The sequence below is a fragment of the Aquirufa novilacunae genome (genome assembly GCF_045310505.1).
GTDB classification, from domain to species: domain Bacteria; phylum Bacteroidota; class Bacteroidia; order Cytophagales; family Spirosomataceae; genus Aquirufa; species Aquirufa novilacunae.
Map to the genome: position 1 here is coordinate 97,732 of NZ_JBEWZG010000003.1, position 15,489 is coordinate 113,220.

11 protein-coding genes are annotated in these 15,489 nt (G+C 45.1%); 8 read left to right on the plus strand and 3 right to left on the minus strand.

Annotation, left to right across the window (positions count from 1 at the left end):
* The gene (locus tag V7S74_RS08605; RefSeq protein ID WP_406778348.1) at window positions 1–471 is read right to left on the minus strand and encodes a hypothetical protein; all 471 of its coding nucleotides are present in this window, start codon (window positions 469–471) and stop codon (window positions 1–3) included.
* 152 nt (window positions 472–623) lie between these two features.
* On the opposite strand from V7S74_RS08605, the gene secA reads away from it, so the two are divergent.
* A complete protein-coding gene (gene secA, locus V7S74_RS08610; RefSeq protein ID WP_406778349.1) occupies window positions 624–3,977 on the plus strand; it encodes a preprotein translocase subunit SecA in 3,354 nt (1,117 codons plus the stop codon).
* 244 nt (window positions 3,978–4,221) lie between these two features.
* On the opposite strand, the gene proB is transcribed toward secA, so the two are convergent.
* Both proB and aat read right to left on the minus strand, forming a co-directional pair.
* A complete protein-coding gene (proB, locus tag V7S74_RS08615) occupies window positions 4,222–5,250 on the minus strand; it encodes a glutamate 5-kinase (RefSeq protein WP_406778350.1) in 1,029 nt (342 codons plus the stop codon).
* Window positions 5,251–5,263: 13 nt separating this feature from the next.
* On the minus strand, window positions 5,264–5,872 hold the full coding sequence (gene aat, locus V7S74_RS08620) for a leucyl/phenylalanyl-tRNA--protein transferase (protein WP_406778351.1): 609 nt from the start codon (window positions 5,870–5,872) through the stop codon (window positions 5,264–5,266).
* 224 nt (window positions 5,873–6,096) lie between these two features.
* Between aat and V7S74_RS08625 the strand changes: the two genes are divergently transcribed.
* The 7 genes from V7S74_RS08625 (at window position 6,097) to dnaN (ending at window position 15,357) form a co-directional block, all read left to right on the plus strand.
* Complete coding sequence (locus V7S74_RS08625; protein WP_406778352.1) at window positions 6,097–6,759, plus strand: GNAT family N-acetyltransferase; 663 nt, start codon at window positions 6,097–6,099, stop codon at window positions 6,757–6,759.
* A gap of 7 nt (window positions 6,760–6,766) precedes the next feature.
* A complete protein-coding gene (gene argG, locus V7S74_RS08630; RefSeq protein ID WP_406778353.1) occupies window positions 6,767–7,960 on the plus strand; it encodes an argininosuccinate synthase in 1,194 nt (397 codons plus the stop codon).
* A 1-nt stretch (window position 7,961) separates the two neighbouring features.
* Window positions 7,962–8,903 (plus strand): N-acetyl-gamma-glutamyl-phosphate reductase, encoded by a 942-nt coding sequence (gene argC, locus V7S74_RS08635; RefSeq protein WP_406778354.1) that lies wholly within the window; start codon window positions 7,962–7,964, stop codon window positions 8,901–8,903.
* Window positions 8,904–9,068: 165 nt separating this feature from the next.
* Window positions 9,069–10,193 carry an aspartate aminotransferase family protein gene (locus V7S74_RS08640; protein ID WP_406778355.1) on the plus strand — a complete coding sequence of 375 codons (1,125 nt, stop codon included), beginning with the start codon at window positions 9,069–9,071 and terminating at the stop codon, window positions 10,191–10,193.
* Between the two features lie 96 nt (window positions 10,194–10,289).
* Window positions 10,290–12,407, plus strand: a complete 2,118-nt coding sequence (locus tag V7S74_RS08645; protein ID WP_406778356.1) for a peptidylprolyl isomerase — start codon at window positions 10,290–10,292, stop codon at window positions 12,405–12,407.
* A 62-nt stretch (window positions 12,408–12,469) separates the two neighbouring features.
* The gene (gldG, locus tag V7S74_RS08650; protein WP_406778357.1) at window positions 12,470–14,125 is read left to right on the plus strand and encodes a gliding motility-associated ABC transporter substrate-binding protein GldG; all 1,656 of its coding nucleotides are present in this window, start codon (window positions 12,470–12,472) and stop codon (window positions 14,123–14,125) included.
* 107 nt (window positions 14,126–14,232) lie between these two features.
* Window positions 14,233–15,357, plus strand: a complete 1,125-nt coding sequence (gene dnaN / locus V7S74_RS08655) for a DNA polymerase III subunit beta (RefSeq protein WP_406778358.1) — start codon at window positions 14,233–14,235, stop codon at window positions 15,355–15,357.
* The last annotated feature ends 132 nt before the right edge of the window (window positions 15,358–15,489 follow it).

Below are 15,489 nucleotides of genomic sequence, written 5' to 3' on the forward strand. Positions count from 1 at the left end.
TTATTCTAAGAATTTAATGGTTAAGGTCGTATCAGGTTTTGAAAAACGCTGCACCCGAACATTCAGAGAATTCGCGGCTTTCTCCACGCGTTGTGGCACGGCTACTTGGTCGAAAAATACGGGATCAGCATCAACTAGATCCACTAATTGTTTCCCACCTTTCTCTCCTTTAATTAAGAGGTAATAATGAATATTGCTCTTTGATTTAGCGTCTGTGTATTTTTTTCGAATGCTTCCCTTCCAACTCATCTCCTTAATCTCATCGGCATCGTTATATACTTTTTGTGCCCAAAGGTTAGGCAAGAAAATTTGGGCTGCAAAAGCAATCCCCGTCATCGCAATCAAAATAGAACCGAAATTCTTCCCAAACACATCATCCTTATGTGCTGAAGAACCACTGCCGCCGCCAAATAAAGGCATTTTCAATTTTTTGCGGGGTGCTCTGCGCGGTGGAACTGGAAGCTCTGACATTTTGTTGAGTAGATTAATTTACAAATCAAGTAATTTTGAGTGGATTCTAACATTTTTTCGGATTAATTTATCGATTATAGTTAGGATAAAAATTCAAATTGGTAAATTGCCTTTTCATTTTTCCAAACGCCTAACAAGCACAGAATATTATAATGATTTCATTCATCAGTAAATCGGTAACGAAAATTTTTGGCACGAAATCAGAGCGCGACATTAAAGCGTTGATGCCTATCGTTGAGAATATAAAGAGTGAGTACGCTAAGTTAGCCAGCTTATCAGATGACGAATTGCGTGGTAAAACAGCCGAATTCAAGTCTCGCATTGGCGCTTTTTTAGCAGATATAGATAATCAAATCACGGCCTTACACACGTCTGCTGAAGAAACAGAAGATGTAGATGCAAAAGACCGTTTCTTCCAACAAATCGATGCCTTACAACTCGAGCGCAATAGCCGTTTAGAAGTGGTATTGATGGAGATTTTACCAGAAGCATTCGCGGTGGTAAAAGAAACTGCGCGTCGTTTTACAGAGAATAAGCAATTAGTCGTTTCGGCGACGGTAGAGGATAAATTCATCGCTTCTAAGAAAAAGAATGTGGTGATTGAGGGGGACAAAGCGGTTTGGAAAAATCAATGGTTAGCTGCTGGAAACGAGATTACCTGGGACATGGTGCACTATGATGTGCAGCTGATCGGGGGTATCGTATTACACCAAGGAAAGATTTCAGAAATGGGTACGGGTGAAGGAAAAACACTCGTTTCTACCCTTCCTACCTATTTAAATGCCTTAGCAGGACGCGGAGTTCACTTAGTAACGGTGAATGATTACTTAGCGAAACGTGACTCCGAGTGGAATGCGCCGTTATTCGAATTCCACGGATTGAAAGTAGATTGTATTGATAAACACGAGCCTAATACAGAAGAGCGTCGCGCGGCTTATTGGGCAGATATTACCTACGGAACAAATAATGAGTTTGGCTTTGATTACTTGCGCGATAATATGGCGCGTAGTCTAGAGGATCAAGTCCAAAGACCGCATCATTTCGCGATGGTCGATGAGGTCGATTCGGTGTTAATTGATGACGCGAGAACGCCTTTAATTATCTCTGGACCGATTCCAAAAGGCGATGAGCAAGAGTTCGAAACCTTCCAACCTCGCATTCACAAATTAGTCGAAGCACAGAAGCAGATCGTTCAAAACTTCCTAGTAGAAGCGAAGAAATTGATCGCCGCTGGGGATAAAAAAGAGGGTGGTTTAGCCCTGTATCGCGCTTACAAAGGTTTACCTAAGTCGAAGCCATTGATCAAATTCTTGTCTGAAAACGGCATGAAGCAATTGATGAATGAGACGGAGAGCATCTATTTGGCGGACAACCAAAAGATGATGCCTGAGGCGGTGGCGCCGCTTTTATTCACGATCGAAGAGAAGAACAACCAGGTGGAGATGACCGAGAAAGGTTTGGAATTCATGAGTGGCAACACCGAAAATCCAGACTTCTTCGTTTTACCTGATCTTTCGATTGACTTAAACCGCATCGAGAAAACAGCCGATTTATCGGATGCTGATCGTCTAGCGGCGAAAGAGCAATTGATTCAAGAGTATAACGAAAAGGCATCTCGTATTCACACGGTGAGCCAGTTATTAAAGGCCTATACCCTATTCGAAAAGGATACGGAATATATCTTAGTAGATGGCAAGGTGAAGATCGTCGATGAGCAAACGGGGCGTGTGATGGAAGGACGTCGGTATTCAGACGGATTGCACCAGGCGATTGAGGCGAAAGAGGGAGTGAATGTAGAAGATGCTTCCCAAACCTATGCCACGGTTACCCTTCAAAACTATTTCCGTATGTACCACAAATTAGGGGGTATGACAGGAACGGCGGAGACGGAAGCGGGTGAGTTTTGGACAATCTATAAATTAGATGTGGTTTCGATTCCGACGAATCGCGTGATTCAACGTAAAGACCACGAGGACAAAGTGTACCGCACCGTTCGCGAGAAGTACAATGCTGTAGCGGAGGAAATTCAAGAATTAGTAGCCAGCGGACGTCCAGTCTTAGTGGGTACGACTTCGGTAGAGAACTCAGAGTTATTGAGTCGTTTATTAACGATTCGCAAGATTCAACACAATGTATTAAATGCCAAACAACACGCGCGCGAGGCGGAAATCGTCGCAGAAGCGGGTCAGTCAGGCAAGGTAACGATCGCCACGAATATGGCGGGTCGTGGAACCGATATTAAACTAAGCCCAGAGTCGAAGGCGGCAGGTGGTCTAGCGATCATTGGTACCGAACGCCACGAGTCGCGTCGCGTCGATCGCCAATTACGTGGTCGTGCGGGACGTCAAGGTGACGTGGGTTCATCTCAATTCTTCGTATCCCTAGAGGATAACTTGATGCGTTTATTCGGATCAGATCGTATCGCGAAGGTGATGGATCGTCTGGGAATGGAAGAAGGCGAAGTGATCCAACACTCGATGATTACCTCGTCGATTGAGAGAGCACAGAAGAAGGTGGAGGAGAATAACTTTGGCATTCGTAAACGTCTATTAGAATATGATGACGTGATGAACTACCAACGTAACGCTATCTATAAGCGTCGTCAAAACGCCCTTTTAGGCGAGCGTTTATCGTTAGACATCATCAACATCTTGTTCGACGTGTGCCGCGACATCGCGACTGGCTACACGAGCTACGATGATTTCGAATTGAAGACAATCGAATTATTAGGAATGGAGCCACCATTCAATGCGTCAGCGTTTAATAAATTGAATGCAGACCAAAGAACGGAACAATTATTCCTAGCGGCTGAGCAACATTATAAGTCGAAAAACGAGGTCATCGCCTCTCAAGTTATTCAGGTAGCTCAAGAAGCGAAACAACAAGGCTATTCAGGCATCCAGGTGCCGATTAGCAATGGCCAAATGACCACAGGTATCGTCGTGGACGCAGACAAAACGATTTCAACTCAAGGTAAAGAGGTGGTAAAAGAGATGGAGAAATTCATCACCTTATCGCTCATCGACCAAGAGTGGAAAGAGCATTTACGCGAGATGGACGACTTGAAACAATCCGTTCAAAACGCCGTATTCGAACAAAAAGATCCTTTATTGATCTACAAATTCGAATCAGTCAATCTATTCCAACGTTTCGTTTCCCGCGTAAACATGGATACCATCAGCTTTGTGATCAAGGCTGAAATCCCTGCGGTACAACAAACGAACCAATCCGCAGCCAAAGCTCCGAAAGAGAAAGCACCTAAATTGCAGATGAGCAAAGACGATGCGATTTCTTCTCTATTAGGTGGCCTAGCGGGCGCTCAAGAAGAATACCACGATCCATCTACCCCATCGGTAGAACGCGCGGCACCTCGCCAAGCGATCAAGATCGCAGACCGTAACCAACGTGTCACTGTTCAATACGCGGACGGAAGCATCAAAGAAGATGTGAAGTACAAGACGGTGGAACAGGATGTGGAGAGTGGAAGAGCGGTGGTAATCGCTTAGTCGTCACTGTGTGACTGAGTCATCGCTGCGCGATTTAGTCGTTGCTTCGCAACTTAGTCGGCGCAAAGCGCCTTAGTCGCCTGCGGCTTAGTCGTCACTACGTGACTTAGTCATCGCTACGCGATATAGTCGTTGCTTCGCAACTTAGTCAATAAGTCAAAAATTTTATTCTACTAGTCCGAAGGACGACTAAGTGACAACGTCGCGACTAAGTCCGAAGGACGACTAAACGACGAAGTCGTGACTATATTAATACGATGTCATCGGCGTTGGCAACTTCAACCCCTTTACCGGCCTCCTCCAACTCCGCCTTCGAGCATCTAGCCCTGGCAATGGCGAATGGAGTTTTAGTGGCATCTAATAGTTCAATCACTTCGCCTTTCATGAAGTCGCCGAGGATTTCGGTGATGCCGACAGATAAAAGAGACTTGCGGGAATTGATGGCTCTCACGGCGCCTTTGTCTAGGACAACTTTACTGGTGATGAGGCTGCCGGCGGCGAGCCATTTTTGGCGGGCTGTGAGGCTGGCTTTGCCTGCTTCGAAGACCGTGCCTATTTTTTCATGTAATGCATCGACGATTCCTCCGGCTTGATCTAACCCGAAAATCACGACCTTGATACCTAAGCGCATGGCTAGGCGGGTGAAGGTGAGTTTCGAGATCATTCCGCCTAAACCGGTGGATGAGGTGTCAGAGGAAACGACGGATAAGGTGGAGGCGTCGATTTTGGGAACGTAGCGAATGATTTCGCCATTCCCGTCCAAGAGGCCACCTACGGAGGTTGATATTAAGAGTTTTTCTGCGCCAAAGCCGGTCGCGATTAAGGTCGCGAGTTCGTCGTTGTCGGAGAATTTAAGTTCGGTGTTTGAAACGACGTCATTTTCATTTGCGATGGGAATGACGTTGCTTTTCCAAAGTTCGGTATAGGTTTCCTTCAATTGAAGGAAGGATTCGCGGTTCGAGAAATGGTGGCGTTCGCAAAGCGATTGAGCGATGGAGATGCCGTATTTTGAGAAATAGTGGTTGTATTTCGCGATAAGAATGGGGTTTCCGATGGCTGCGGCGGCTTTGCGCTCAGACAGGGAGCCTTTGTAATTCGATAAAAAGGCTTTTCCAGCGGCCACGGCTCCGGAGGAAACGAGGACGATGTGGTAGTCTTTTGTGAGGCTAGAAACTTGTGCTGCAATCTTTTCCAAGGTCTGCTCGTTCACCTCCCCGTTCTTGTGGGTGATGGATGACGAACCGAATTTAATGACTAGAATGGGCTTAGACATGCCGCAATTTAGTTTAAATAATGGGTTTCTGAAAGTGGCAGGTGCTTTTTAAGGCTTTAGCGAGTCTTTTTATGTAGGCAGTTCGTGGAATATTGATGGCTCCGTAGCGCTGAACGTTATCGTTCATGAACTGGGAATCGAGGAGCTCGTACTTCTGCTCGCGCAGGATTTGTATCAAATAATGAAAGGCGACTTTCGAGGAATTGGAGACAAAGGAGAACATGGATTCGCCGAAAAAGGCGGCTCCTAAGGAAACGCCATAGAGGCCTCCCACCAGCTTGTCGTCCTGCCAGGCTTCGACGGAATGGGCTAAACCCATTTTGTGCAATTCCGTGTAGGCTTGAACTATTTCTTCTGAAATCCAGGTTTCGGGCTCCGTGGGACGAGGCAAAGCACAATTTCGCATGACCTGTTCGAAACACGTGTCTACGCGGATTTCGAAGCGCTTTTGGTTGATGATGGGCTTGAGGGATTTGGCAGGCTTATAACTCTGAATCGGAATGATCGCCCGCGGATCCGGGCTGTACCAAAAAATCTCTCCCGTCTCCTCCGCCATCGGAAACACACCCGATGCATAGGCATAGACCAGGGTTTCAGCGGTGAGCGGTGTCGACTCTTCCATCAAATAATTTGTTGATTATTGGGATTTAAACTAGGATTTGCCGAAATTCGACGTTTAAACGTGGAAACACGTGACAGAACCTTTGGCAAAACTAAAGAATGACGTTTACTAATTCAAATTATTACTCTACATCTCCGCTCCGACGAAAGCGACGATTCATCTTCCGCGTATAATACGCTGAGGCTGTGTTTTAATTTAATTCATTCTTCAATTTTCGTCCATTCATGCATAAATATACCGTTCAAGTGGCTAGCGAGCAACATTTCGCCCTAGCCGAATCCATCTGCCACGAGATGGCTGAATCAGCCAAAGCTCGCGGAACCGGAATTGCCAAGCGTACCCCCGAATACCTACAAGAAAAAATGTCAGAAGGCAAAGCAATCATCGCAACAGATGACGCTGACGGCTCTTTTGTCGGATTTTGTTATGTGGAAACCTGGGAACACGGAAAGTTTGTCGCAAACTCCGGATTAATTGTAAAACCTAGTTACCGAAAATACGGAGTAGCTAAAGCCGTGAAAGAACGTGCATTTAAGTTATCCCGCGAACGTTTTCCAGACGCGAAAATCATCGGTATCACGACCTCATTAGCGGTCATGAAGATCAATTCTGACTTAGGCTACGAGCCTACGACTTTTGCAGAATTACCGGTAGACGATAATTTCTGGAAGGGCTGTGAGTCTTGTGTGAATTTTGACATTTTGACAAGAACAGAACGCAAGATCTGTTTGTGTACCGGAATGATTTATGATCCGGAGAATCCAGATAAGAAAACACCGGAGGAAAAAGACGAAAAGTGGTTATTATTGAAGAATATCACGGATTTTACCCGTCTAAAGAAGTTTAAAGAAAAATTATTAATGCCTTTCAAAAAGAAGGTAAAATAGAACAAATATGAGCAAGCCTAAAGTAATTCTAGCGTTTAGTGGTGGTTTAGACACCTCCTTTTGTGTGAAATATTTAACGGAAGAGCGCGGCATGGAAGTGCACTCGGCCTTAGTTGATACCGGCGGATTTTCTCCAGCGGAATTGAAAACCATTGAGGAGAAAGCCTATTCGTTAGGGGTGACTTCGCACGTGACATTGGACGTGGTGGAGGAATACTACCAGGATTGTTTGAAGTATTTAGTATACGGAAACGTCTTAAAAAACAATACCTATCCCCTATCTGTGTCTGCTGAGCGCGTTTTTCAAGCTACGGCAGTCGCTAAGTATGCTGCCAAATTAGGAGCGAAAGCGATCGCGCACGGAAGTACAGGCGCTGGAAACGACCAAGTTCGTTTCGACGTGGTGTTCAGAATCCTAGCACCTGAGTGCGAGGTGATCACACCTATCCGTGACTTACAATTATCAAGAGAAGCAGAAATCGAATTCTTAAAGTCGAAAGGTGTGGTGCAGGAATGGCACAAGTCGACTTATTCGATCAATAAAGGTCTTTGGGGAACATCCGTAGGAGGAAAAGAGACTTTAACTTCTGACGGTTATTTACCAGAAGAGGCTTGGCCTACGCAATTAACGAAGACGACTCCAGAGAAAATCAGCTTGCAATTCGAAGCAGGTCAGCTGGTGGGCATCGACGGAAAGAAATTCCCATCGACTGTAGCTGCGATTCGCGAATTAACAGAAAGAGCGGGTGCTTTTGCGATCGGTCGTGACATCCACGTGGGTGATACGATTATCGGGATTAAAGGACGTGTGGGCTTCGAGGCACCTGCGCCCTTGATCATCATCAAAGCACACCATTTATTAGAAAAACACGTGTTGACGAAGCACCAATTGTATTGGAAACAAAACATCGGTGATATGTACGGCACCTTATTGCATGAAGGCCAATTCTTAGAGCCTGTGATGCGTAATTTCGAAACATTCTTAGCGGATACGCAAGGAAATGTGACGGGTACGGTTCACGTAACGCTATCTCCTTACCAGTTCATGGTGACGGGAATTGAATCGAAATACGATTTGATGTCGTCGGTTTTTGGGGCGTATGGTGAAATGAATAAAGCATGGACAGGAGACGATGTGAGAGGATTCTCGAAAATCGCTTCGAACCAAACGATGATCCACCGGAAAGTGAACGAACAATAACATGGCAAAGATCGGAATCGTAGGAGCCGCAGGCTATACAGGAGGCGAATTACTAAGAATCTTAGTGAATCACCCGGACGTGCATTTGACCTGCATTTTATCGAATTCACAGGCTGGAAAGTTGATTTCAGACGTGCATACCGATTTATTGGGATCTACACATTTACGTTTTGTTAAAGACCTAACACCCGTTGACGTCCTTTTCCTTTGCTCAGGACACGGCGAATCGAAGAAATTCTTAGCCGCAAACGATATTCCTTGGCACACGAAAATCATCGATTTAAGTACGGACTTCCGCGATGAATCCGAGGGCTTCGTCTATGGTTTAGCGGAATTCCAAAAAGAAAAAATCAAATCCGCGACCAAAATCGCGAACCCAGGCTGCTTCGCCACTTCGATCGAATTAGCCCTTTTGCCCCTCGCAAAAGCAGGTTTAATCACCGAAGACGTGCACGTTTCAGCCATCACTGGTTCGACGGGCGCTGGCCAATCGCTGTCCCCAACGAGCCATTTCTCTTGGAGAAATAACAATGTAAGTGTGTACAAGACGTTTACACACCAGCATTTGGCAGAGATTAAACAGACTTTAGGTACAAAAAAGGCCATCCATTTCATCCCTTACCGCGGCAATTTCTCGCGTGGGATCATGGCGAATGTGTACACGCCCTACAGCGGGACGCAGGAGCAGGCCGAAAAATTATACGAAGATTTCTACGCGAATTCGCCCTTCGTTTTCCTTAGCCCAGAGGCGGTGGACGTGAAACAAGTGGTGAATACAAACAAGTGTTTTCTTCATTTACAGGTTCATGAGGGCCAAATCCTCATCAGCTCTGTGATCGACAATTTAATTAAAGGTGCTTCCGGCCAAGCGGTTCAGAATATGAATTTGATGCTGGGCTGGCAGGAAGATTTAGGTTTAAAACTTAAATCCATAGGATTTTAGCTTTAAACCTAAATCTTCCGCAAAGCACAAAGAATAAAGTATGATAAAAAATGAGCCTATGGCTCTATTTTTTAGGTTTCAGAAAAAATTCTTCATGAATTCATCCGCGCAGCGGATACCATCTTTATTCTTTATGCTTTATGCTTTATTCTTTCAAACAGAAATATGAACTTATTCAACGTTTACCCCCTCTACGACATTGAGCTTGTAAAAGCCAAGGGTAGTACCGTTTGGGACAAAAATGGACAGGAATACCTGGATTTATATGGTGGTCACGCGGTGATTTCCATCGGACACTCGCATCCTACCTATGTGAAGCGAATGACGGAGCAGCTTCATCACATTGGCTTCTACTCGAATTCGATTATCATCTCGGGTCAGCAAGAGTTGGCGGAGAAGCTAGGAAAAGTATCTGGATACGAAGATTATACCTTGTTTTTGACAAATTCAGGAGCGGAATCGAATGAGAACGCGCTGAAATTGGCCTCGTTTCATACGGGTCGTAAGAAGGTGGTGGCTTTCTCGAAGGCATTCCATGGGAGAACGGCTGGGGCGGTTGCGGTGACGGATAATCCGAGCATTGTGGCGCCTATGAATGATACGTCGCATGTGACTTTCTTACCATTTAATGGCTTGGAGGGCTTGGAAGCGGGGATTACGGAAGAGACGGCGGCGGTGATTGTGGAAGGCATTCAGGGTGTGGGTGGAATTCAGGTGGCGAGCGATGCGTTCTTAAAGGCGTTGAGAAAGCGTTGTGATGAGACGGGAGCTCAGTTGATTTTGGATTCGGTTCAGTGTGGTTATGGCCGTTCTGGGCATTTCTTCTCGCATCAATTTGCGGGGATTCATCCGGATATGATGACGACTGCCAAAGGTATGGGGAATGGTTTCCCAATCGGTGGCGTGCTTATTGCGCCGCATATTCAGGCGAGTTATGGCTTGCTGGGGACGACTTTTGGGGGAAATCACCTGGCGTGTACGGCAGCGAATGTGGTGCTGGATGTGATTCAAGAAGAAAAGTTGATAGAGAACGCGTCGAAAATGGGTGACTATATTCAAAAAGAATTGAAAGGCATTAACGGAATCACGGAAGTGAGAGGTCGTGGATTGATGATCGGAATTGAGGTAGAACAGCCTGTGGGGACTGTGAGAGATGCTTTGTTATTTAAAGAACACATCTTCTGCGGTTATTCTGGCAAGCATACGTTGCGCCTTTTGCCGAGCTTAGCGATCGATCAAAAAATTGCGGATCAATTTTTACAAAGTTTAAAAACGGTTTTAGCCAACTAACCCTTGCTTTTGAACTAGAAATGTGATTATTTTGCGTTTCTTTGTTCAAAACACAAGAGCAAAATCAAAGAGTAAAAACAATTATTTATCCTTATAATGGCATTAATTACAAAAATTAGAGAGAAGTCAGGAGTAGCGGCGGCGGCGATTGCTATCAGTTTAGTATTGTTCCTGGTGGGAAGTGATATTTTCCAAGGTAAATCATCCTTGTTCGGGTCTAACTCGCAAGAAGTGGGTGAGATTGCTGGAGAAAGCATCCTGATCCAAGACTTCCAAAAGAAAGTAGAAGAGGCAACTCAAAATTATACGGCTCAAACGGGCAAAGGTCCATCTGAGCAAGAAGCGAGCATGATTCGTGACCAAGTTTGGAACCAATTAATCTTAGACATCGCCTATAAAAAAGAATTCGATGCGTTAGGTCTCAAGGTTTCTGACGAAGAATTAATCGACATGGTGCAAGGAAACAACATCCACCCATCTGTTCGTCAGCAATTCACTAACCCACAAACGGGTCAATTCGACAAGATGTTCGTCGTTCAGTTCTTAAAGAACTTGAAGACATTGCCAGTAGAGCAACAACAAGCTTGGGACCGTTTTGAGAAATCTATTTCTCAAGATCGTATCCGTGCAAAATACGAGAACTTACTGCGTATGTCTAACTACGTGACGCAAGCGGAAGCAGCGAAGGATTACCAAGCTCAAACAGCGAAGTTCAATTCGAAATTCTTATTTGTTCCATTCTTCTCTATCGCAGATTCAAGCATTAAGGTGCAAGATTCTCAATTAGAAGAGTATTTAGCGAAGCACAAGGATGAGTTCAAAGGAACAAACACACGTTCGATTCAATACGTAACTTTCCCAGTAATCCCTACGAAACAAGATACAGTTGAGTTCTATAACTCGATCAAGAAATTAGCGAAGGATTTAGCGGTAGCGCAAAATGATTCAGCTTTTGCGATGTTAAACTCAGATGTACGTACTCCGTACTTAGTTTCTTATTCTGAGATTCCTGAGTCAGTGAAACCACAATTAGCTACTTTCCAAGTAGGTGGTATCTACGGACCTTTCAAAAACGGCTTGACGTATTCGATCTACAAATACGGCGGCGTGAAGAAAGATACCTTATTCACCATGCGTGCTAGCCACATCTTAATCGCACCAGCGAACAAGTCGGATTCGGCGAAGGCGCAAGCGAGAACTCGTGCGGAAGGAATTTTGGCACAAATTAAAGGAGGCGCGAGCTTCGAGACTTTGGCCCAAATGAATGGAATGGACGGCACTGCACAACAAGGTGGTGACTTAGGTTATTTCAAAAACAACGGTGGAATGGCTAAGTCATTCGAAAAAGCCTTATTCGGTTATAATGGCGCTGGTTTAATGCCAGGTGTAGTTGAAACTGAATTTGGTTTCCACGTAGTGAAAGTGACTGAAGCTAAGACAAACACGAGCTATAAGTTAGCAGCGATCAACAAGAACATCGCTCCTTCTCAAGCAACGATGGACAAAGTGTTCACGACGGCTGATGCGTTTGCCAATGCAAATGGCAACTTAGCTTCGTTCGAAGTAGCCTTGAAAAAAGACCGTAACTTAATCATGATGCGTGCAGATCGTTTAACTGAAAACGCGGCATCTGTGAATAACTTAACAAACGCTCGTGAGATCGTACGTTGGGCATTCGATGACAACACCGCTGTAGGTGATGGTTCTAAGAAAGTATTCGAGCAAGATTCGCAATACATCGTGGCTTATGTGACTGGAAAGTCAGATAAGGATAATGTGAAAGTAGAAGACTTCCGTTTAGAGTTAACGGCTTTAGTTCGCAATCAATTGAAAGGCGAAATGATCGCTAAGAAATTAGAGAACAAGAAAGGTTCATTAGAGCAAATCGCTCAGGCTTACGGTGCGGGTGCTTTAGTAGAGACGGTGCAAGATATCACGTTGGCTAGCGGTATGTTGAATACAGCAGGTCCAGATGCGGTTGCTTTAGGTCGTATCGCTGGTTTGAAAAACGGAAAGCGTTCGAAAGTATTCGTAGGAGATAACGGTGTGTTTATCGCTGAGAAATTAAGCGGTGCTCCTGCTCCAGCTTTAGCGGATTACTCTCCATACAAGAACCAGATCCAAATGATGAACACACAACGTTCTTCATTCTACATCAACGAAGCAATTAAAGAAAATGCGAACATTGTAGACAAGCGTTACAAGTTCTATTAAGATTTATAAAATTCGATTAGAAAAGCATTCTGCAAGGGATGCTTTTCTTGTTTAACAGAATAATGAAACACTGGAAACGTTTTAGCGCGTATTATTTCATCGGTATCGGACTAGTCCTGATAGCGATCAGCCCCTATGTGCGCGGGCGTTTCGATCTAAGTGAAGATGGCAAGTATACCTTAAGCGAATCGAGTGAGCTGATTTTAAACAGCATCGATGCGCCCATCAAGGTGGACGTTTATTTAGGCGGGGATGATTTGCCCGGAGGATTTAAGCGTTTGAAAAAGGAGACTTTGGATTTGCTAGCCGACATGGAGATGCAGAGCGGCAGGCAGCTGGAGGTGCGGGTCATCGATGTCTATGATGCCTATCCGACAGAGGAAGCACGCGCGAAACTTACTCGTCAGCTAGATTCACTTGATATTCCACCCACGAACCTAGTTCATAAGGACAATGGCAAGCAGGTGCAGCAATTGGTTTTCCCTGGTTTAGTATTAACGAAAGGAGCCTTGAAGACAGGCGTTCTTTTGTTAAAGGGGAACAAGTTAGCGAGCCCAGAGGAGATCATTAACCAGTCGGTGGAGGGTTTGGAATTCGAGATCGTGCAAGCCATCCAAACCTTGCTACCCCAGGAGCGCAAGAAGATCGGTTTCTTCGTCGAATATTCATCGACCCCAGCGATTGCCCAGATCGATCTGATCAATAGCTTAAAACGCAAATATGACCTGTTTCCGGTGGACTTGGCGGCCTCTCCTACCTTGGACGGCCTCGATGCCATCTGTGTGCTTCAGCCTACGAAGGCTTTTAGCGAGTCGGACGCCTATAAAATAGATCAGTTTATTGTCAAAGGCGGTAAGGCCCTCTTCCTGGTGGACGGTGTGAAAATCGATACCTTGGAGACACAAGGCCTAGCCATCAGCGCGCCTAAGACGGGATTAGAGAATATCTTATTTCATTACGGCCTTCGGATTAATGCAAACCTAGTAAAAGACGCCCAGCTATCTGGGATGATTCCTTTGAAGGTGGGCAACCTGGGAAATCAGGCGAACATTCAGCTGATGCCTTGGCCGGCATTCCCTTTGTTAAATGGGAATCCTACTAATTTGATCACGAAGAATCTGGATGCCATTTATGGGCGCTTCGTTTCCAGCATCGATACGATTTCTGGCGTTCGTTTGCGCAAGACGCCACTACTTAGAACGAGTCCTTATACCCAGGTGGCGAAGGCTCCTTCCCTACTATCGTTCAGTTCTGCGGGGAAGGATTTTGACCCGGAAGCCTACAAGGCGGGCGTTCAAACCGCCGCTTATTTAGTCGAGGGCACCTTCGAAACCGCGTTCCCTTATGTGACGGAGGACACGAATTTTGTGGCCAAAGGCACAGCAGAATCTGCGATCATCGTCGTTTCGGATGGCGATGTGGCGGTGAATGGAGTGGATTATAAATTGCAGCAGGCGATGCCACTGGGTTTTGACCCTTTCATGAAGAACACCTTCGCGAACAAGGACTTCCTGTTAAATAGCTTCAGCTACTTGCTGGATGAGAATTTGCCGCTCTTAGCTCGATCGAAATCGATTCAGTTGCGTCCTTTAGATAAGGCCAAAATCCAAGCAGACGGCACCTTTTACCAAGTCATCAACATTGCGGTGCCGTTACTTTTCGCCACGCTGATCAGTTTAGCCGTGGTCTTTTACAGAAAGCGGAAATTCAATCGGTAAATACATTCGCTAAAAGCTTTGGTAGAAAGCCTAAATTATTTTAACTTCAAGGTTTGAACGACAGCCTGTCGAAAACCCTTTTACACGTATCTTAAAGCTAAATTATAATGAAGTTTCTTGTAGCCTCTAATATCTTATTAAAGCAATTATCAGCCATCAATGGTGTCGTTGCTTCGAACCCGATCATCCCTATCTTAGAGAACATCTTAGTGGAATTAGAGGGCAATACCTTGATTTTAACGGCATCAGACTTACAAACGGTGATGACGACGCGTTTAGAAGTAGAAGGATTCGAGAACGGATCGATCGCTTTACCAGCGCGTTTATTGTTAGAAACCCTACGTAGCTTACCGGAGCAACCGGTGACGATCTCTGCAGACCAAGCAACCTTCGGCGCAGAAATCTCTACCCAAAACGGTCGTTTCAAGCTTTCAGGCGAAAATCCAATCGACTTCCCACGTATCCCAGAAGTAGCGAAGAATCAATCGATTTCTCTTACCTCGATGGTATTAGGCGAAGCGATCGCAAATACGTTATTAGCGGTTTCAAACGACGATATGCGTCCAGCGATGACCGGAGTTTTAATCCAGATGATGGGCAATCACACGAACTTCGTAGCGACAGACGGTCACCGTCTAGTGCGTTACCGTCGTAACGATATCCGTCCGGATGCACAGAGTAGTTTAATTTTGCCAAAGAAGGCTTTGGCCCTATTAAAATCCACTCTTCCTTCAGACGACACTAACGTAACCGTAGAATTCAGCCAGTCGAATGCGTTCTTTAGCTTCCAAAGCTTCTCCTTAATCTGCCGCATCATCGACGAGCGCTTCCCAGAATACGAAAACGCGATCCCGAAAGAAAACAACGAGATCTTAACAATCAACCGTCTTGAGTTCTTGAGCTCGGTAAAACGTATCTCGATCTACTCAAACAAAACGACTCACCAAATCCGCTTAAAGCTTTCAGCAAACAAGCTAACGCTTTCAGCAGAGGATTTAGATTACTCAAACGAGGCGAACGAAGTGCTTGCTTGCGACTACGCAGGAAAAGACATGGAGATCGGTTTCAACGCGAAATTAGTTTCTGAATTACTAAGCAACTTATCAGCGAAATTCGTGGACATTAAATTAAGCGAGCCTAACAAGGCTGGTTTGATTATCCCGTCGGATCAAGATGAGAATGAGGATATTTTATTGCTGGTGATGCCAGTGATGTTAAATTCATATAATTAATCCTCCGGATTAATTATATGAATTTAACATAGTCGCTAGTCTCTAGTCACTAGTCGACAGTTTTAGAGTAGAGAGTATAGAGTAGAGATCTAATTTAAACTTTTGCTAGCGACTAGTGACTAGTGACTCCCG